At 39.8% G+C, this 18,817-nt stretch carries 19 protein-coding genes; 14 read left to right on the top strand and 5 right to left on the bottom strand.

The genetic code is table 11. The features are described 5' to 3' along the window. The first annotated feature begins 147 nt into the window (after positions 1-147). From acnA to IEV27_RS03035, 7 genes are all read left to right on the top strand, one after another. Positions 148-2,853, top strand: coding sequence for an aconitate hydratase AcnA (acnA, locus tag IEV27_RS03065; protein ID WP_188375976.1), 2,706 nt, complete (start codon positions 148-150; stop codon positions 2,851-2,853). Between the two features lie 162 nt (positions 2,854-3,015). Continuing rightward, positions 3,016-3,615, top strand: coding sequence for a TlpA family protein disulfide reductase (locus tag IEV27_RS03060; RefSeq protein WP_188375975.1), 600 nt, complete (start codon positions 3,016-3,018; stop codon positions 3,613-3,615). A 52-nt stretch (positions 3,616-3,667) separates the two neighbouring features. Further along, positions 3,668-3,811, top strand: a complete 144-nt coding sequence (locus IEV27_RS03055) for an FbpB family small basic protein (protein ID WP_188375974.1) — start codon at positions 3,668-3,670, stop codon at positions 3,809-3,811. Positions 3,812-3,894: 83 nt separating this feature from the next. Continuing rightward, a complete protein-coding gene (tlp, locus tag IEV27_RS03050; protein WP_188375973.1) occupies positions 3,895-4,116 on the top strand; it encodes a small acid-soluble spore protein Tlp in 222 nt (73 codons plus the stop codon). A gap of 274 nt (positions 4,117-4,390) precedes the next feature. Beyond that, positions 4,391-6,676 (top strand): AAA family ATPase, encoded by a 2,286-nt coding sequence (locus IEV27_RS03045; protein ID WP_188376798.1) that lies wholly within the window; start codon positions 4,391-4,393, stop codon positions 6,674-6,676. A gap of 3 nt (positions 6,677-6,679) precedes the next feature. Next, the gene (locus tag IEV27_RS03040) at positions 6,680-7,108 is read left to right on the top strand and encodes an acyl-CoA thioesterase (RefSeq protein ID WP_188375972.1); all 429 of its coding nucleotides are present in this window, start codon (positions 6,680-6,682) and stop codon (positions 7,106-7,108) included. Between the two features lies 1 nt (position 7,109). Then, positions 7,110-7,418, top strand: coding sequence for a hypothetical protein (locus IEV27_RS03035; protein ID WP_188375971.1), 309 nt, complete (start codon positions 7,110-7,112; stop codon positions 7,416-7,418). Positions 7,419-7,441: 23 nt separating this feature from the next. Here the strand turns inward: IEV27_RS03035 and IEV27_RS03030 are convergent, their stop codons facing one another. The 4 genes from IEV27_RS03030 to plsY all read right to left on the bottom strand — a co-directional run bounded on the left by IEV27_RS03030 (position 7,442) and on the right by plsY (position 9,732). After that, positions 7,442-7,729: a HesB/YadR/YfhF family protein gene (locus IEV27_RS03030; protein WP_188375970.1), complete on the bottom strand. Its 288-nt coding sequence runs from the start codon at positions 7,727-7,729 to the stop codon at positions 7,442-7,444. Positions 7,730-7,803: 74 nt separating this feature from the next. Further along, positions 7,804-8,037, bottom strand: coding sequence for a membrane protein insertion efficiency factor YidD (yidD, locus tag IEV27_RS03025; protein WP_188375969.1), 234 nt, complete (start codon positions 8,035-8,037; stop codon positions 7,804-7,806). Positions 8,038-8,047: 10 nt separating this feature from the next. Beyond that, the gene (gene folE2 / locus IEV27_RS03020) at positions 8,048-8,980 is read right to left on the bottom strand and encodes a GTP cyclohydrolase FolE2 (protein WP_188375968.1); all 933 of its coding nucleotides are present in this window, start codon (positions 8,978-8,980) and stop codon (positions 8,048-8,050) included. A gap of 170 nt (positions 8,981-9,150) precedes the next feature. Next, positions 9,151-9,732 carry a glycerol-3-phosphate 1-O-acyltransferase PlsY gene (gene plsY, locus IEV27_RS03015; RefSeq protein ID WP_188375967.1) on the bottom strand — a complete coding sequence of 194 codons (582 nt, stop codon included), beginning with the start codon at positions 9,730-9,732 and terminating at the stop codon, positions 9,151-9,153. A gap of 241 nt (positions 9,733-9,973) precedes the next feature. On the opposite strand from plsY, the gene IEV27_RS03010 reads away from it, so the two are divergent. From IEV27_RS03010 to gnd, 3 genes are all read left to right on the top strand, one after another. Continuing rightward, positions 9,974-10,366: a flavin monoamine oxidase family protein gene (locus IEV27_RS03010; RefSeq protein ID WP_188376797.1), complete on the top strand. Its 393-nt coding sequence runs from the start codon at positions 9,974-9,976 to the stop codon at positions 10,364-10,366. Positions 10,367-10,680: 314 nt separating this feature from the next. Continuing rightward, complete coding sequence (gene zwf / locus IEV27_RS03005) at positions 10,681-12,129, top strand: glucose-6-phosphate dehydrogenase (RefSeq protein ID WP_188375966.1); 1,449 nt, start codon at positions 10,681-10,683, stop codon at positions 12,127-12,129. 63 nt (positions 12,130-12,192) lie between these two features. Continuing rightward, positions 12,193-13,605, top strand: a complete 1,413-nt coding sequence (gnd, locus tag IEV27_RS03000) for an NADP-dependent phosphogluconate dehydrogenase (protein ID WP_373868062.1) — start codon at positions 12,193-12,195, stop codon at positions 13,603-13,605. Between the two features lie 407 nt (positions 13,606-14,012). Here gnd and IEV27_RS02995 read toward each other — a convergent pair whose 3' ends face one another. Next, positions 14,013-14,630: a cyclase family protein gene (locus IEV27_RS02995; protein WP_188375964.1), complete on the bottom strand. Its 618-nt coding sequence runs from the start codon at positions 14,628-14,630 to the stop codon at positions 14,013-14,015. Between the two features lie 160 nt (positions 14,631-14,790). Here IEV27_RS02995 and IEV27_RS02990 point away from each other — a divergent pair, with 160 nt between their 5' ends. The 4 genes from IEV27_RS02990 (at position 14,791) to IEV27_RS02975 (ending at position 18,808) form a co-directional block, all read left to right on the top strand. Continuing rightward, positions 14,791-15,009: a hypothetical protein gene (locus IEV27_RS02990; protein WP_188375963.1), complete on the top strand. Its 219-nt coding sequence runs from the start codon at positions 14,791-14,793 to the stop codon at positions 15,007-15,009. 62 nt (positions 15,010-15,071) lie between these two features. Continuing rightward, positions 15,072-16,142 (top strand): AI-2E family transporter, encoded by a 1,071-nt coding sequence (locus IEV27_RS02985; RefSeq protein ID WP_188375962.1) that lies wholly within the window; start codon positions 15,072-15,074, stop codon positions 16,140-16,142. Positions 16,143-16,217: 75 nt separating this feature from the next. Further along, positions 16,218-17,285 carry an ABC transporter ATP-binding protein gene (locus IEV27_RS02980; RefSeq protein ID WP_188375961.1) on the top strand — a complete coding sequence of 356 codons (1,068 nt, stop codon included), beginning with the start codon at positions 16,218-16,220 and terminating at the stop codon, positions 17,283-17,285. Then, positions 17,282-18,808, top strand: coding sequence for an ABC transporter permease/substrate-binding protein (locus IEV27_RS02975; RefSeq protein ID WP_188375960.1), 1,527 nt, complete (start codon positions 17,282-17,284; stop codon positions 18,806-18,808). Before IEV27_RS02980 ends, IEV27_RS02975 begins: the two co-directional genes overlap by 4 nt. The last annotated feature ends 9 nt before the right edge of the window (positions 18,809-18,817 follow it).

Raw genomic sequence — 18,817 nt, 5'->3', positions numbered from 1 at the left:
ATTTTACTTATAAATCGTTTTCATATACAATAAAGGATGCATATTTGTGGACTTTTCAGAAAAAAGAAAGCAAATGACACATTGGGGAATGGCAAAACCGATAAAGGAATATGCCATTTAATTATTGAAGAGGGGGTAAAAGGAATTATGGCTAGCAACGCATTTAATGCTCGCAAACAATTTGATTTGAATGGCCAAACGTACAACTATTACGAACTAAAAGCCTTAGAAGATGCGGGACATGGCAAGATCTCTCGTCTGCCTTTTTCGATCCGTATCCTACTTGAATCTCTGCTTCGTCAACATGATGGTCGTGTCATTAAAGATGAACACGTAGAGAGCTTAGCAAACTGGGGAACTAGTAATTCTAAAGGGGAGGATGTTCCATTTAAGCCTTCTCGCGTTATCTTACAGGACTTTACTGGGGTACCTGCTGTAGTAGATTTAGCATCACTGCGTAAAGCGATGGTGGATTTAGGGGGCAGCCCTGATAAAATCAACCCGGAAGTGCCAGTAGATCTTGTTATTGACCACTCTGTACAAGTAGACAAGTATGGTACACCTGATTCACTGAATGTGAATATGGAGCTTGAGTTTGAACGTAACCAAGAACGTTATGAGTTCTTACATTGGGCTCAAAAAGCCTTTGATAATTACCGTGCAGTTCCACCAGCAACTGGGATTGTTCACCAAGTTAACTTAGAATACATTGCCAACGTTGTTCATGCAGTGGAGAATGATGAGGGCACTTATGATACTTACCCGGACACGCTGGTTGGAACCGACTCTCATACAACAATGATCAATGGTCTTGGCATCTTAGGATGGGGTGTAGGCGGTATCGAAGCAGAAGCCGGAATGCTTGGACAACCTTCATACTTCCCTGCTCCAGAGGTTATTGGAGTTAAATTAAATGGGAGCTTTCCTCAAGGAACAACAGCTACAGACTTAGCTCTTAAAGTGACACAAAAATTAAGAGAACAAAACGTTGTTGGTAAATTTGTAGAGTTTTTCGGTCCTGGTCTTCAAGAGATGCCGCTGGCCGATCGTGCTACCATTTCCAATATGGCGCCTGAATACGGGGCGACTTGCGGTTTCTTCCCTGTAGATAATGAGTCACTTGAGTACTTGCGTTTAACAGGACGAAGTGAAGAACAAATCGAAGTTGTTGAAAAATATTGTAAAGAAAACAGTCTCTGGTATGATCCTTCTCTAGAAGATCCTGAATTCACTAAGCTGGTTGAAATCGATCTCGGAGAACTAGAACCTAACTTATCTGGTCCTAAACGCCCTCAGGATCTCATCCCTCTTTCTCAAATGAAGGAATCATTTGAAAAAGCAATTACAGGTCCTGCTGGAAACCACGGATTTGGTCTTGATAAGAAGGAGTTCGACAAAGAAGTTGAAGTCGAATTTGCTAACGGTAAGAAGTCTGTAATGAAAACAGGAGCTCTTGCGATCGCAGCGATCACTTCTTGTACAAACACCTCGAACCCTCACGTTATGTTAGGGGCAGGACTTGTAGCTAAAAAAGCCGTAGATCTTGGCTTAGACGTTCCGGACTATGTGAAGACGTCGCTAGCTCCTGGTTCTAAAGTTGTAACCAGATACTTGGAAGACTCAGGCTTAATGCAGTATCTAGATAAGCTTGGCTTTAACCTTGTAGGGTATGGTTGTACGACTTGTATTGGTAACTCAGGTCCACTATTACCTGAAATTGAAAAAGCTATTGCTGACAGTGACCTTACAGCTTCTTCAGTGCTTTCAGGTAACCGTAACTTTGAAGGTCGTATCCACCCGCTTGTAAAAGCCAACTACCTAGCGTCACCACCTCTTGTGGTTGCATACGCATTAGCTGGGACGGTTGATATTGATCTTAAAAATGAACCGCTTGGAACAGACACGGAAGGTAAACCTGTTTACTTTAATGATGTTTGGCCTTCTCAAGAAGAAATTAAAGCGGAAGTTGCTCGAGTTGTAACGCCAGAGATCTTCCGTAAAGAGTATGAGAATGTATTTAATTCTAACGAAAAGTGGAATGAAATCGATACAACTGATGAACCACTTTACGATTGGAATGAGGACTCTACTTATATTCAAAATCCACCTTTCTTTGAAGGACTTGCACCCGACCCTGAGACGGTTAAACCGTTAAACAACTTACGTGTAATTGGTAAGTTTGGAGATTCTGTAACGACTGACCATATTTCCCCAGCAGGTGCCATTCCAAAATCAATGCCTGCCGGTGAATATTTGATCGAGAAAAATGTTTCACCTCGTAATTTTAACTCTTTCGGTTCCCGTCGTGGTAATCATGAAGTAATGATGAGAGGGACATTCGCTAATATCCGTATCCGTAACGAGTTAGCACCTGGTACAGAAGGCGGCTACACAACGTACTGGCCTACTGAAGAAGTAATGCCTATCTATACGGCTGCTATGAAATATAAAGAAGATGAGACTCCATTAGCTGTCATTGCTGGTGACGACTATGGAATGGGAAGCTCACGAGACTGGGCAGCAAAAGGGACTGACCTATTAGGTATTAAGACCGTTATTGCTCAGAGTTTCGAACGTATTCACCGTTCCAACCTGGTTATGATGGGAGTTCTGCCTTTACAGTTCAAAGAAGGTGATACGATCGAGTCTCTAGGCTTAACTGGACGTGAATCTTTAGATGTAGCCGTAGATGAGTCCGTAAAACCTCGTGACTTAGTAAACGTAACGGCTACGGCAGAAGATGGTACGAAGAAAGAATTTGAAGTTATCGCACGATTTGATAGTGAGGTTGAAGTAGATTACTACCGTCACGGTGGTATTCTTCAGATGGTTCTGCGTAATAAATTGAGCTAACTTCAAATGGTAAACCTGCTGTTTTTAGAACAGCAGGTTTTTTCTTTTTGTAAAAAATCAATTATAATGAGAAGTGGTTGAGTTTTATTTGGAAATGCTGAATCATACCTTTTATTAATGAAGAAAAAAATAGAGATTGAGGAAACAAAGGAAGGTTTTTCGATGATTAAACAAATAGGTGCCGCTTTGTTCCTGATTGTGCTGGTTGGATTTATCGTTTATAACGAGGTAGGAAAAGAAGAGACCGACACATCGGGCGAATTACAAGAATATGACGCTTCTGGTGATCCAAGCCAGGAAGGAACATCTATGACCCCTCCGAACGCGCCGTCTGGTTTACAAGTAGGAGATCAAGCCCCTGATTTCGAACTTGAAACACTTGATGGAGAAAGTGTAAAACTTTCTGAGTTAAAAGGGCAGAAGGTATTTCTTAATTTCTGGGCGACATGGTGTCCCCCGTGTAAAGAAGAAATGCCGGAAATGGAGAAATTTCATAACGAATACGGTGATGAAGTCGTTGTTTTAGCCGTTAATGCCACAGAGACAGAAAGCAATGAGAGTGATGTAGATAAGTACATTGAAGAAGAAGGATATACGTTCCCTGTATTGTTAGATAAAGACTCTGAGGTAAACAATGATTATCAAGCGATGTCTATTCCAACTACTTATTTTATTGGCACGGACGGTCAAGTTCAAGAACCTAGAAAAGTGGGACCAATGAGTTATGATTTCATGATTGAGATGAAAGATGCTCTAAATTAAGTATATTCGCGTAAAATATGGGAATCCTTTTTAGGTGAAGGAGTGGTTTCCATTGAGAAAGAAACAAAAAATAACTTATCAAGAACGAGTTCAGGAAAACATTAAAATGATTTTGCAAGATCAAAAGTTAATGGATCAGATTGAAGCTCGTATTGAAGAGCGGCATCATCAGCGCATAAAAAAAATTCCTTCTTAATTATGAGAAGGAATTTTTTTGTATAAATTAAGAAAAAGCTTCAAATGATAAATTGTGATGATTAATGAAGGAGGCGAGAGAGAATGTCAAAGCAAAAACCGAATCCAGACAATCGAGAAGATAATGTAGAACGTTTACAAGAAGCCGTTCAAAATACGATAGAAAATATTGAAGCTTCCCATGAAACAATGAGCATGGCTAATGAAAAAGACAAGGCTCAGATTGAGAGAAAAAATAAGAAACGAGAAGAATCCCTTGAAGCCATGAGACAAGAAATTAGTGATGAAGCTCGACATCAAGAATAAAAAACTGCTAAAGCCGCTCCTTTCCAAAGGACGGCTTTTTACTTGTCTAGGAAAATTATAAAATGCCAAGCTGTGGATATGTATATTTTTTAAATAGCGACATCCAGCTCCAGCGCCCAGGCACTTGCGTCATAAGCAATCCGCCCTGCGAAAGGGAAGGCCACCTTCCTTCGGCCGTTTTGCTTATGCGTTTCGTGTCTACAAGGGCTCTTGCGCCTTTGTTCTGGGCAAGTTCATCTACATCATCGAACGAGTATGATAAAATATAACGATGATGGAAGGACGGGATACATTGAAACATGCACTTTTAAAAAAATGGACGAACTTAGATGAAGAACCTCCTGTTTCTGAAGTTGACGTATTACGTTATTTAAACGATGAAGAAATAGAGGACATCCAATTAAAAGCTACACTTTACGTGACACTTGCTTATTATCGAATAAAAAGACATCCTACTCACGATAAGCTAGCTGATCAGTTTATAGACCAAGCTAGAGAGTTGGCACCTGGTCACAGTTTAGTAAATGAACTTTTTGCCTCCGTGCAAATGATGAGAGGTTATACGTTTCTAAAAGAACGCCCATTTGAACAATGGATATTGCATGAAACGGACCATAATTCAGCCAAAAGTAAAAAGGTCCAATCGATTTTATCTGATATCGATCAAATTATAGAGCAATGGAACCAAGACTTAGCTGAAAAGACACTTGTAGATGCTAAAAATTCTCACATCAAGCAGTACCAGGAGATCTATGATCATCTTCTTGAGCTTAGGGACACCCTGCTGGAGGCATTGGAGTCTATTCAGCAGCGGCGTATCTCTATCCCTGTTAAGGAAATCAATGAGGGGATCCGGAAGCTGACTGATGATCAAGATGAGCTCTATCAACGTTTACCTCGTTTATTAACAAATAAAAATAAAGATAATCCACTTGAACAGTTTGATCAAATGATAGGATTACACGATGTTAAGGCTTATATTAAGAAATATTATCAATTTCTAAAATATCAACAGCAGCGTAAGAGCTTAGGTTTTTCCATGGTAGACGAACCAGGGCTTCATATGATCATTACAGGCAACCCAGGTACAGGAAAAACGACAATCGCTCGATTGCTGGCCAGCATTTACTATGATTTAGGTATACTGGAAACGAAAGACGTCGTTGAAGTAAATCGTTCTCACTTAGTTGGATCTTATGTAGGACAAAGTGAAGAGAATACGATGAATTATGTAAAGCAAGCTGTAGGCGGTGTGCTTTTTATAGATGAAGCTTATAGCTTAAAAAGAGAAGGGCAGACAGGCAATGACTATGGACAGGCTGTAATTGACACTCTCGTGTCGGCCATGACTAGTAAAGAATATGGAGGTAAATTTGCCATTATTTTAGCTGGTTATCCAGAAGAAATGCGCCAATTCTTATGGGCAAACCCTGGGCTGCGCAGCCGCTTTCCAGAACAAAATCATATCCAGCTGCCCGACTATCAAACGAGAGAGTTACTTGATATTGCAGAATCTGTAGCGATAGAGAACGATTTCTTTTTCACTCAACAGGCTTTGCGTACCTTAGAAACTCAGATTGAGAATGAACGGGTAGACGAGTCTTTTGGTAACGCAAGAACTACACGGAACCTTGTTTTAAAAAATATTTTTCAAAAAGGAGCAGCTGACTCTTTAGCTGATAAACATCATTGGCTCGATCATATGCGAATTGATGAAAAAGACTTAAACTTTAATACAAGAGATGAGAGTGAGAAGCCATCACCATTAGACGAGCTTCATCGATTAATTGGATTAAAGAATGTAAAAGATGAAGTCCGAAAGTTATCTTCATTCGTTAAAGCTCAGCAAAAAAGAAAGGAACATGGACGGCCGATTGTCCCTATCCAGCTCCATTCTGTATTTTCAGGTAACCCAGGCACTGGGAAGACTACGGTCGCCGACATTTATGCACGGATTCTAAAGGAATGCGGGTTATTAAAAAGAGGACATGTTGTGGTTGTTTCTAGAGGCGACCTTGTGGCTGGGTATGTTGGACAAACAGCGATGAAGACGAAGAAGAAAGTTAGGGAAGCCCTCGGCGGCGTATTATTTGTTGATGAAGCTTATTCTCTTCATAGCAAGGGAAGGGATGATTTTGGTAAAGAAGCCATTGAAACTTTAGTGGATGAGATGACGAAGCATAATGAAAACCTCGTGGTTATTTTAGCAGGCTATCAATATGAGATGCAGCAACTGATTGAAAGCAATCCGGGTTTATCTTCACGTTTTAAAAAGTATTTGCACTTTCCTGATTACTCTGAAACAGAGTTATTAGAAATGGTTGTTTATATAACAGAACAGTATGAGTATGAAGTCGATGAACAAGCTAGACAATATCTACTCGATCAATTTAGACAGCACAACATTCGAGGCAATGGGCGTTTCATTAATAATATCGTTAATGAAGCGATTCAATTCCAATCCTATCGTTTTTTTGAAACGAATGAAGAGACTGAAATGAATCTATTGACAGAAGTTGATTGGCGTAAAGCTTGGCAGACTGTCCGGGGAGAGAATTAGAAAATGAAAATAAATGAAACTTCAATTAAGGTGCGTTACCAAGAAACAGATATGATGGGTGTGGTGTATCATGCAAATTACCTCGTCTGGTTTGAAATTGGAAGGACGGCGCTTATTGAGGATATGGGCTTTTTGTATCATGAGATTGAGAAACAAGGGGTGGTTTCTCCTGTGGTAGACGCAGCGGTACGTTTTAAACAGCCCGTTCGTTATGGCGACGATGTATTTGTGAAAACTTGGGTACATGATTATGACGGGTTACGCATTACGTACGGATATCAAGTGAAACACACAAGTGGAGAGGTGGCCGTAGAAGGGGAGACGAAGCACGTGATTGTTAAGAGAGAAAGTTTTCGCCCTGTCTCGATTCGAAAACATTTCCCCAAATGGCATGAAGCATATTTACATGCGATGGAAAAAACGGAGGAATAGTATGGCATTTGGAGTAAAACGAGAAGAACTCTTACAATGGAAGCGAAATGTAAAAGAAGGACGAATTTCTTTTCTCACGCATTATTGGCTGGATGACCGATTTCCGGGTTGTGATACCGTGACAAAAGTAGGGTGTTCCGATATAGAAAAGCTTTCTCATTGGGGCAAGCAATATGGACTCCAAAAAGAGTGGATCCATCACGATCCTTATCATCCACATTTCGATTTGTTTGGGCAGCGTCAATATGAAATTTTAAAACAAGAAAAGCAATGGGAACAAATTCAACGTTTCTCGCTTTTAGACAAATAAAAACGCCGCAGCCACTGCGGCGTTTATTCGTATATAAATTCTGGCTCCTGCCATTTTTCATCATATTGTACAGTGAGGGAATGACCTTCAAAATACCATTCATCATCGGCTTCTATAAAAAAAGTAATATTATTTACTTTATCTTCAGCGATCGGCTCAGCTGCATCCACTTGTTTAATCGCAAGTGATAAGCCGGGCTGCAAACCGCCAACGCCTCCGTACCGTACAAAAAAGCGTATAGAAGTTTCATCATTTAGTTCCAACTCTTCTTTATACCATTTCGCCGCTTCTTCTGTTACTTTTAAGTTCATAAGCTCATCTCCTACTTTAACTGAATCTGTTTCACCTGTTTCCTAAAAGCGCTCGTAATAAACCTATAAATCGCTCAGTTATCCTTTTTATCTTCACTTAGGGGGACAGGATCAAAGCCGCCTTTATGAAAAGGGTGGCATTTTAAAATTCTTCTTATGGTTAACCAGCTGCCTTTTATAAAACCGAACCTGCGAAAAGCTTCAATCCCATATTCAGAACAAGTTGGCACAAATCGGCAGCTTGGGGGAGTGAGTGGACTTACAAACCGTCTATAAAAAGCTATGATAGCAATCATGACATGTTTCATACGACCAGCCTTACAGCAACTCTTGTTTTTTATCGTAGCTTAGCGTTGCCACAGCATCGTGCAAGTGAATGGATTCTTCATTGCGGCACTGTACAGTAAAGGCTTCAACGAAATCATATTCATATAGGTCTGCAGCGACAAGACGAACGATGTCTTCGACGAACCTCGGATTCTCATAAGCTTGTTCTGTCACCATTTTCTCATCCGGACGCTTCAGAACAGGGTGAATTCTTGCACTAGCGTTACTTTCAGCAGCTTCTAATAAAGCGGCCTTCCAGTCCATTTTTTGTTCATCAAAATCTTCGGTTAGTTTCACTTCCATTGTGACATTTCCACGCTGGTTATGAGCACTGTATTCGCTTATTTCTTTTGAACATGGACATAGCGTCGTAATCTTACCAGTTAAGCTTACAGTTACATCATAGCCTGTATTCTGATCGTATTTAACTTGAATCGTGGCATCCGCATGATTCATCCCAGCCAGCTGAGAATAAGGTCCTTTTCTTTCGAAAAACCAGGGGAACGATACTTCAACTTCAGCATCCTCTTGCTTAAGTCGGGAAGCAAGCTCTGCTGTAAAGCTTTTTAACGTTTCGATGTCTATAGCGAATCCTTCGTGATGATATTTGTCTAGTTGTTCAGTAAAACGGCTCATGTTCGTCCCTTTACTTCCTTGTGCAATAGACGATCCAAAACTAAACGTCCCAATGGTCGTTTGAATTTCTGGCGTTAATTGACTTGGAATGGTAATCGGATGCTTAACATTCGAAATACCTACCATGTCTATATTGAAAAGAAAATCTTTTTTAGAGTTTTGTAAATCTGCCATTTTTTCTTTTTCAATCGGCTTAGTTCTAGGACCTGGATCGACTGATCCAAATAGTTTATGACGATCCTCTTTTGGAGGAAGCTGTTTTGTTTTATTTAATTCTGCTTGATTCATAATATAGGCTCCTTTCAGACCAGCTCTATAAAACAAAGTATACAATATGTAAATAAGTTAATAAAATTTATTGCTTTTATAATGCGCCTCACGAAACTGATTATACACACATAGAGAAACCTACGACAACAACGTTGCCGCAGGTTTTATTGGTGATGGAATAAATTTTCCTACATCCAAGTAATTTTTGGCTCTGTCTTATTCATAATTCGTTTGATATTTGTTCTATGGCGATAGATCACAAAAATAGTCATAATGGCGATCACAACTGCTAAGCCATACTCTCCCAGTAACAAGGCTACGATAAAAGTAACCAATCCTGTAACCATGGAAGAGAGAGAGACATATTTAGTCAAATAAAGAAGCAAGAAAAATGTTCCTAATAGGATGCCAAAAACAAGTGGATTGACTCCTAAAATAACCCCTCCGGAAGTAGCTACAGCTTTTCCACCTTTAAATCCTGCAAATACTGGATACATGTGTCCGATAACTGCAAAGATTCCAATGACAAGAGTGATCACTTCTGCGCCAAACAGTAAAGGAAGAACGGTAGCGACGGTACCCTTTAGAATATCTGCAATGGTTACGATGAGACCTGCTTTAAAGCCAAGTACCCTAAAGGTGTTTGTCCCACCTAAATTTCCACTCCCATGTTCTCTTATATCAATGCCATACCCCAATTTACCAACAATAAGACCAGAGGGAATTGCTCCTAATAAATAAGCCAAAATGATAAAAATAATGTATTCCATGTAGTACAACTCCTTACGTCTTTGTTATTAGTTTATCATTATATTAGTTTTGAAAGAACAATAATCTTAACTATTTTCACTAATCTTACGTGTAGAAAAGTCACCATAACTTGATTTTCTCGCTCATACTCGCTTTTCTACTTACATAACGTTTCATTAAAAGCCATTCGAGAATTAAATGATGTAATCTCCGTTAAAATCGGCTTAAAAATTTAAACGTAAATTTAGGGAAGATTAAGATATAGGAAATATCACCAGTGGCTTTCCGACTCGATTTACATACAACACTGGCAATAGCTGCTACGAACATGGTCCAGCCGTATTATTAGCCAGCTATAGCTGGTGTCAAAATGCGATGGTGTGGAGCAGTATATCTGAAGAAAAAATAAATAAAGCGTTACGAGGTTTAGCTAAAATCTACGATCCTAAAGTTTATGACGGATATTTGAATGGGGAAGCCTATGACTGGGGGCGCAATCCGTATTCCGCAGGATGCTTCACTCTTTTCGCACCTTATCAAGAGGAAGATTTTGCTAATTCTTTATTTTCTCCTGAAGGAAGAGTTCATTTTGCTGGAGAACACATTTCAAGCTATCACGGATGGGTGGAGGGAGCTATTGAAACCAGCAACTGAAATAAACAATAGATAAAGTAGACCTGTAATAATAATCCATATTACAGGTTTATTAATGTGGATGACATGTTTTATTTTTTGACATATGAAATGTATACATTAGAATATTGAATGTACAAAGAATATTAAAAATGCACAAATTGCTTAATAACAAAGAATAAAGGGTTTACATGAGAGTCAATTTTTTCAAATTTTAGGTTAATTGTAAATTTATTACTTGTGTAATCGATCCCAATATTTTAATGTAACGAGAGTAGTATTTTGAAGAAACAGAAAAATTGAAATAAAGTATTTTGAAAGTGGAGGAAAAGCTATTGGATTCTATGTCGTTTATCTTATTTGGGTCAACGGGTGATTTAGCCAAAAGGAAAATTTACCCAGCTTTATACAATTTATTTATAGATAAATCCATGCCTGCTTCCTTTTCTGTTGTAGGTTTAGGCCGGAGAAATTGGTCTCATGAGGAACTTCAAAGAAATGTAGAGGATGCTGTACGTACGTTTTCTAGAAATCCTGTTGATGAAGAAGTTATGGAGAAGTTTCTTCAAACCTTTCGCTATCACCCTCTAGATGTTACGAAGCCAGAGGCCTATGAAGATCTTTATCAATACGTTCAAAAACGAGAAGAAGAATTAAACATTAAAGACAATCGCATGTTCTATCTTTCTGTATCCCCTAAATTATTTGACGTCATCATTACCAACGTTAAAAACAGCGGGTTAAGTGATACACAAGGGTGGAAACGATTGATTATTGAGAAACCCTTCGGTCACGATCTAGAATCGTCAAGAGAACTAAACCGAAAAATCAGCACGGTATTTGACGAAAAAGAAATTTATCGTATTGACCATTACTTAGGAAAACCGATGGTTCAAAATCTTGAAGCTCTTGAGCACTCTAATCCCGTTCTGCAAGCTTTATGGAATAAAAAGTACATTGCTAATATGCAAATAACAGCTAGTGAAATTGTCGGAGTAGAGGAAAGAGCAGGATATTATGATAAAGTGGGTGCCATCCGTGACATGGTGCAGAACCACATGTTACAGCTAATAATGATGACGGCAATGCGCCTTCCTAACGAAATTAATGCTGAGAACATACGAAATGAAAAGAAAAAAGTGATGGAAGCTCTCCGTCCCTTATCGAAAGAGGATGTAGCAAAAAACGTAGTCCGTGGTCAATATGGTCCAGGGATTGTAAATGATGAACATGCTCAAGGTTACTTAGATGAAGAAGGAATTGAGGATGATTCAAAAAACGATACGTACATTGCCGCTCGTCTTTGGATCGATAATGATTTTTGGAAAGGCGTCCCTTTCTATATTCGGACAGGAAAGCGGATGAAAGAAAAATCTACTCGAATTGTGATGGAGTTTAAGAGCCCTTATGGAAGAAGGTACGAAGACCAGGACTTAGAACCGAACCTTCTCATTATTGAAATTAGCCCGAACAAAGGGGTCACACTGCAATTAAACAGTAAAAATTCGTTAAACAATGGTAAACTCGAGCCTGTTCATATAAACTTTTCTAAGGATCAAAGAGACTTGCCAGAAGCTTACGAATTATTACTGTTGGATGCGATGCGTGGGGACCAAACCTACTTTGCTCACTGGGACGAAGTTGAAATGTCATGGGAATGGGTGCAGCCGATTTTGGATGTATATGAACAGGACGAAGCGCCCTTGTACCTCTACGAAGCAGGATCAATGGGACCAAAAGCTGCAGATCGATTAATTCACGAAGATGGGTTTCAATGGTGGTAATTAGCGAACGCATACTTTAAATACATGTAAATATTGTAACAACTATCAAAGGAGATGAAGGTTTTGAAACAGGAAATTGGTGTAATCGGCCTAGCGGTCATGGGAAAGAATTTAGCATTAAACATTGAGAGCAGAGGGTATTCTGTAGCGGTGTACAACCGTACAAAAGAAAAAACAGACGATTTTCTTAATCAGGAAGCATCTGGAAAAAACTTCAAAGGCGCAGAAACAATTGAAGAATTCGTCTCTTCTCTAGAAAAGCCAAGAAAGATTCTTCTTATGGTTAAAGCGGGACCAGCTACAGATGCAACCATTGAATCCTTATTGCCTCACTTAGACAAAGGGGACATCTTAATTGATGGAGGAAATACATTCTACCAAGATACGATTCGCAGAAATAATGAACTTAAAGAGTCAGGTGTTCACTTCATAGGTACAGGAGTATCAGGTGGAGAAGAAGGGGCATTAACAGGACCATCGATCATGCCTGGCGGCCAAAAGGAAGCTTATGAGCATGTGAAGCCGATTCTAGAAGCTATTGCTGCAAAAGTAGATGAAACGCCTTGTACGACCTATGTAGGTCCAGATGGTGCGGGCCATTATGTTAAAATGGTGCATAACGGGATTGAATATGGAGATATGCAGTTAATATCTGAAGCTTATTTCATCCTCAAAAATGTACTAGGACTTTCAGCACAAGAACTGCACGAAGTCTTCTCTGAGTGGAACCAGGGAGAATTGGACAGCTACCTTATTGAAATTACAGCGGATATCTTTACGAAGACAGATGAGGAATCAGGTAAGCCTCTCGTTGATGTAATTCTAGATACAGCAGGTCAAAAAGGTACAGGGAAATGGACAAGCATTAGCTCTTTAGAACTAGGTGTGCCGCTCCCAGTGATCACAGAATCTGTATTTTCTAGATTTATCTCTGCAATGAAAGAAGAACGGGTGAAAGCAAGTAAGATTCTAAGCGGACCAGAACAGAAGCCATTTACTGGTGATAAGAAAGCGGTTATTGAGTCGATCCGTAAAGCATTGTATATGAGTAAAATCGTTTCCTATGCCCAAGGGTTCGCTCAAATGCGCTCAGCTTCTGAACATTATGACTGGAACTTGCAGTATGGCGATATTGCTATGATCTTCCGTGGAGGATGCATTATTCGCGCTCAATTCCTTCAAAAAATTAAAGAAGCCTATGACCGTGAAAGCGATCTAGACAATTTATTGCTTGACCCATACTTTAACGATATAGCACAAAATTATCAGTCCAGCCTTCGAGAAGTGCTTTCATTAGCGATCGAGCGCGGTGTGCCTGTACCAGCTTTCTCAAGTGCCCTTGCGTACTATGACAGCTACCGTACAGAAACTCTGCCAGCAAATCTCTTGCAGGCTCAGCGTGATTATTTTGGAGCTCACACGTATCAAAGAATTGATAAAGAAGGAACGTTCCATACAGAATGGATGGAAAAATAATAGATGTAAAAAAAGGATGGCACAAGGCATCCTTGCAGACTGTCGAGAAAGTTCTCGGCAGTCTTATTTTTTGTCTTCTCTCTGAGAATTCAAATTCATTTTTCGTTACCCTAAAATTAGAAACTTAAGAGGCGGTATAGAAAGGGAAGGATCTTGGTCGCTAATGATGGCTGCTTGCCCAGAACATGAAAAAGATTGTCCTCCACCTCACAAGGGTGAGCTAGGTGAAGGAGTGTCTTAAAGAAATTCCAAGGAGCGAGCTCCCTTCCACTCCTGCGGAAGAACGAGTGAGTCGAGATCGCCGAGCGTGGGTTTCGCGAGGAAGCTCGGGCGCTCGTCCGCGGAAAGGGAAGGGGAATTCGCTCCTGGCGGCAATAAAAAAAGGATGGCACATGGCCATCCTTTTTTTATTGATCTTTATCAAACAAAAGAACTCGTGCTGGCGAAGCATCGGTACCTACAAGCTTCATCGGAGCAGCAATCATTTGATAAGATTTTTCATCAACGTCTTTTAATCTTAAGCCTTCAATTACAATAATATCAGCAGCAAACAATGACTTATGAGTTGGGTGCTCAGGCTGACTCCTTTCGATACCAAGCGAATCAATTCCTACACCGCGAATGTTTTTCTCAGCTAAAAACTTAGCTCCATCTTCTTTTAAATAAATGAATTCAAAGTTAAATTCATCTTCGAAAGAATTGCGTGTCTTAAACAAAATAAAATCATTTTTTTGGATGTCTAATTCCTCAAGGTCCTGCTTCGTAATTCCATCCTCAACGTGAGTGAGGTCAAATACTTTTGCTTCCCCGATCAGCTTATTCATAGAAATGGATTCAAACGTGTCACCGTCATTCACCATATGTAGCGGCGCATCAATATGCGTGCCTGTGTGAGCATCTAAATCTAAGCGCGATTCTGTTACATGCCCATTTGTATTGCTCTTAAAGTTCGGCTGCTTCTCTGGTTTGTTCTTATAAACCGGCATTCCTTCGTAAACTGGTTGTGTAATATCGATCATCTTCATGAAAAAACTCCTCTCTGAATACTTAACTTATTGGATTCAACTTCTATTCTTACATTGTTTTTAATGAGTAGCAAATGAAAGGGAGGTCACTTACTTATTTGCAGGAATTTCAACACCCTTGTCGAATATAGTAATTGGAAGCAGCAAGGAGCGTGAATGCATGAAACAAGGAGAGTTATTTGATTTTGTCGGAGAAAACCTTGACCCCTTATATAATGAGCTTGAAAAACTAGCGCAGGGGACACCATCAGTCATGATAGCGAATTATAAAATACGGAAAAATAGTTTCGGTATTTTTGAGATTGAAGGGGATGGCGTTTTTGATTGTGCCAGCTCCCTTGAACAATGCTACAAATACTTGCGTTTATCTATAAAATAAGATTAAAGAAGAATAAGATGAGGTATACACCATTGTAATTATAAAATGACGAGGTGTATATTATGTGGCTTAACCATTCTTATTTTAAATACATGACAGGATTTATTTTAGCATTAATCAGCATTTATTTATTAAGCCTGCTTGACGCTTTTGCGCCCATTGGAACGATCATCAGTACCTTATTTTATCCGATCCTTATCGCAGGCTTTTTTTATTACATATGTAGTCCAATTGTTCAGCTTCTTAGTAAAGTAAAGTTTATCCCGCGTACTTTGGCTATCCTTATCGTCTATGCGTCAGCTGCGGGCCTGTTCTATTTATTGTATCGCCTATTAGCTGCTACCATTCAATCTCAAGTATCCAACCTATCTTCTAATCTTCCAGAAGATCTAAAAAAGTCTGCACAGGAAGCGGAGAAGACCATTGAAGAGAACGATATGGGTGTGGTTTCTCTAAGCAGCATTCGACAGAAAGCGACGAGCTTCTTCAGTGACTTAGCAAGCGCCGCTGGAGACCATGCCACTGAAATATTTTCTGCCATCACTGGTGCTGCCACTGTACTAGTAGTCGTTCCATTCGTACTCTTTTTCCTTTTAAAAGATGGTCATCGACTGCTTCCATTTTTAATGAATTTTATTCCCGCTAAGCATCAAGAAGAAGGAAAAAAGATTTTAAAAAACATTGACCAAACTCTGGGGGCTTATATCATTGGTCAGATTACCGTTGCTTTTACCGATGGCGTATTAATGTATATTGGGTACCTTATTATTGGAATTGATTATGCTTTAGTACTAAGTATCTTTGTGTTTTTAACAGCGGTTGTTCCGTTCTTTGGGCCTTTAATTGGGGTGCTGCCTGCTGTTGTCGTTAGTTTAACGCAAGATCCTGCTATGGTTATATATGTTTTTATTGTTCTTATTGTAGTACAGCAGCTTGAAGGCAACATTGTAGCTCCAGTTGTCTTAGGGAACCGATTAAATGTACATCCGCTTACTATTATACTATTATTAATCGTTGCCGCTGCGTTGTATGGTTTTATCGGGATGCTGATTGCGGTACCACTTTACGCTGTTTTAAAAGTAACGCTTAAAAATCTTTATCACTTCTATCGTTTACGGAGAATTCAAACGTGACGAAAGGTTGAGATGTTTCGATTTACGAAAAGTTGGGGAATATATTGTTGATATTTGTTATACAGGGGGAACGACATGATTACTTTTAAGGATGTTACAAAGACATATCCAGATGGAACAACCGCACTTAAATCGATTAATTTAAGTGTAAATGAGGGTGAATTATTAACTTTAATTGGGCCCAGCGGGTGTGGAAAAACTACAACAATGAAAATGATTAACCGTTTAATCGAACCGACAGACGGAGAAGTTTTCATACATAATAAAAACATTAAAGAGTACAACATTCACGAACTGCGTTGGAACATTGGTTATGTATTACAAGAAATTGCTCTATTTCCACATATGACGATTGAAGAAAATATATCCATCGTGCCAGAAATGAAAAAGTGGGACAAAAAAGATTTATCAAACAGAATAGATGAGCTGATGTCAATGGTAGGTCTTGATCCATCGAAGCATCGCAAACGGAAACCGAGTGAGCTATCAGGGGGACAGCAGCAGCGTGTAGGGGTATTGCGTGCGCTAGCAGGTGATCCCGATATCATTTTAATGGATGAACCATTTAGTGCGCTTGATCCTATTAGCAGAGAACAATTACAAAAAGATATTCTGTCTCTTCACAAAAAAATAAAGAAAACCATTGTCTTTGTGACGCATGACATCGATGAAGCGATGGCGATGGGGGATCGTGTATGCCTGATGCAGGAAGGGGAAATCGTTCAAGTTGATAAACCCCAACAGTTAATTTTACATCCAGCAAACGACTTTGTAGAAAGCTTTATTGGCGAAAGAAAATCTCCTTGGCAAACGGCTGTTGACGTTATTATTGATCAAACGAACAAGCATGTTTTTTCTTCACAACAATACGAAGAAAAGTCAATTCCAGATCAAGAAGCGTACGTGGTCAAACATTCAGATGGATCAATGGCGTTTGGCGTCTATAATGGAAAGAAAGTAGACATGCCTGTGATTGAACATGGAAAGACATTAGCGGAAGCGATGGAGGATTTCAATCAAGTCAACTATCCTTTGCTCCCTGTGACTCGAAACCATTCTGTAATTGGAACACTTTCTTATAAAGACATGGTGCTGCACCTGCAGAAGCAAATGAAAACGAATGACGAGGTGACTCGCCCATGAATGAATTTTTTAATGTGTTTCAAGCACGTCAGGACATTTTCATTGAAAAAGTTTGGGAGCATCTGCAAATTTCGATTATCGCACTCGTCATTGCCACGTTAATCTCCGTCCCTTTAGGATTACTATTAACGAGAAAGAAACAATTAGCTGAACCGATCATAGGGGCAACAGCAATACTGCAAACGATTCCTAGTTTAGCTGTACTCGCCTTCCTTATTCCTTTTTTTGGAATCGGCCAAACACCAGCGGTCATTGCGTTAACGGCTTATGGTTTACTTCCGATATTAAGAAACACGTATACAGGAATAAAAGAAGTAAACCCAGCTTTACGAGAAGCGGCAACAGGGATGGGGATGAATTCATTCCGCCGCCTCTCTAAGATTGAACTGCCGCTGGCTATGCCTGTTATCATGGCAGGTATTCGCACCTCGATGGTTTTAATTGTCGGAACTACAACGATCGCTGCTTTAATCGGTGCTGGAGGACTTGGCGATTTAATTTTACTAGGTTTAGACCGCGGAGGAGATGTAAATTTAATTTTACTTGGCGCGATTCCGGCTGCTATTCTAGCTATTGCATTAGATTTAATCCTGCGTTTATTTGAACGTACGTCAGCAAAATCAGGGTTTCGTTCCCTTGTCAGTTTACTTGTCATCGCGGCACTCGTAGCTTTAGGACCATTGGCATTCGGCGGTAAAATTCAAAATGACATTACCATCGGTGCAAAATTAGGGTCTGAACCTGCTATTCTAATCAATATGTATAAACTGCTCATTGAAGAGGAAACAGACCTGAGTGTAGGTTTAGAAGAGAACCTCGGAAAAACCGACCTTGTGTTTGGTGCACTCCAAGAAGGAAGCATTGACATGTATCCAGAGTTCACAGGAACAGCCATCGTTTCATTATTAGAAAGTGAAGCTGAGAGTAACGATGAAGGGGAAGTTTACGAACAGGCAAAAGAAGGGATGTCCGAAGAATTTAATCTTGCCTTCTTAGAGCCTATGAAATTTAACAATACGTATGCTGTAGCTACAACGCAAGAAACAGCTGAACAATATGACCTTGAAACGATTGGCGATCTTAGAGCCGTAGAAGATGAAATTACGGCAGGGTTTACTCTTGAATTCAACGATCGCCAGGACGGTTACCAAGGAATGAAAGAATTATACGGGTTAGATCTTGGTGAGGTTAGAACCATGGATGCCGGGTTAAGGCAAGGAGCTATTGAGAGCGGGGAAGTTGATATTATCGACGCGTATGCGACAGACAGCTATATGATCGATCTTGATCTAACCGTTCTTGATGATCCAGAGAATTTATTCCCACCTTACCAGGGCGCCCCGCTTATGAGAGAAGAAACGCTAGAACAATATCCTGAAATTGAAGATGCTTTAAACCAATTAAGCGGTCAAATCTCTGACGATGAAATGAGAGAAATGAACTATCAAGTAGATTTTGATGATCGTGATCCTGAGGAAGTAGCTCGAGAGTATTTAACGGACAATGGTTTTTTAGAAGAATAGGAGGTATCA

The organism is Halobacillus andaensis, from assembly GCF_014636475.1.
Taxonomy (GTDB): domain Bacteria; phylum Bacillota; class Bacilli; order Bacillales; family Halobacillaceae; genus Halobacillus_A; species Halobacillus_A andaensis.
Note: the sequence above shows the minus strand (reverse complement) of the source record. Positions and strands in the feature narration are given on the sequence as shown.

What these genes read in the sequence shown, in the direction of transcription:
- folE2 (WP_188375968.1), bottom strand. Translation starts at nt 8,980, where the DNA reads ATGAATCAAGCAGAATTAAATAAAACAAAACAGCTTCCTCCAAAAGAG.
- IEV27_RS03030 (WP_188375970.1), bottom strand. Translation starts at nt 7,729, where the DNA reads ATGAACTTAAAAGTAACAGAAGAAGCGGCGAAATGGTATAAAGAAGAG.
- IEV27_RS02975 (WP_188375960.1), top strand. Translation starts at nt 17,282, where the DNA reads ATGAATGAATTTTTTAATGTGTTTCAAGCACGTCAGGACATTTTCATT.
- IEV27_RS03035 (WP_188375971.1), top strand. Translation starts at nt 7,110, where the DNA reads ATGGCATTTGGAGTAAAACGAGAAGAACTCTTACAATGGAAGCGAAAT.
- IEV27_RS03060 (WP_188375975.1), top strand. Translation starts at nt 3,016, where the DNA reads ATGATTAAACAAATAGGTGCCGCTTTGTTCCTGATTGTGCTGGTTGGA.
- acnA (WP_188375976.1), top strand. Translation starts at nt 148, where the DNA reads ATGGCTAGCAACGCATTTAATGCTCGCAAACAATTTGATTTGAATGGC.
- IEV27_RS02995 (WP_188375964.1), bottom strand. Translation starts at nt 14,630, where the DNA reads ATGAAGATGATCGATATTACACAACCAGTTTACGAAGGAATGCCGGTT.
- plsY (WP_188375967.1), bottom strand. Translation starts at nt 9,732, where the DNA reads ATGGAATACATTATTTTTATCATTTTGGCTTATTTATTAGGAGCAATT.
- IEV27_RS02990 (WP_188375963.1), top strand. Translation starts at nt 14,791, where the DNA reads ATGAAACAAGGAGAGTTATTTGATTTTGTCGGAGAAAACCTTGACCCC.
- IEV27_RS02985 (WP_188375962.1), top strand. Translation starts at nt 15,072, where the DNA reads ATGTGGCTTAACCATTCTTATTTTAAATACATGACAGGATTTATTTTA.
- IEV27_RS03045 (WP_188376798.1), top strand. Translation starts at nt 4,391, where the DNA reads ATGGAAGGACGGGATACATTGAAACATGCACTTTTAAAAAAATGGACG.
- tlp (WP_188375973.1), top strand. Translation starts at nt 3,895, where the DNA reads ATGTCAAAGCAAAAACCGAATCCAGACAATCGAGAAGATAATGTAGAA.
- yidD (WP_188375969.1), bottom strand. Translation starts at nt 8,037, where the DNA reads ATGAAACATGTCATGATTGCTATCATAGCTTTTTATAGACGGTTTGTA.
- IEV27_RS03040 (WP_188375972.1), top strand. Translation starts at nt 6,680, where the DNA reads ATGAAAATAAATGAAACTTCAATTAAGGTGCGTTACCAAGAAACAGAT.
- IEV27_RS02980 (WP_188375961.1), top strand. Translation starts at nt 16,218, where the DNA reads ATGATTACTTTTAAGGATGTTACAAAGACATATCCAGATGGAACAACC.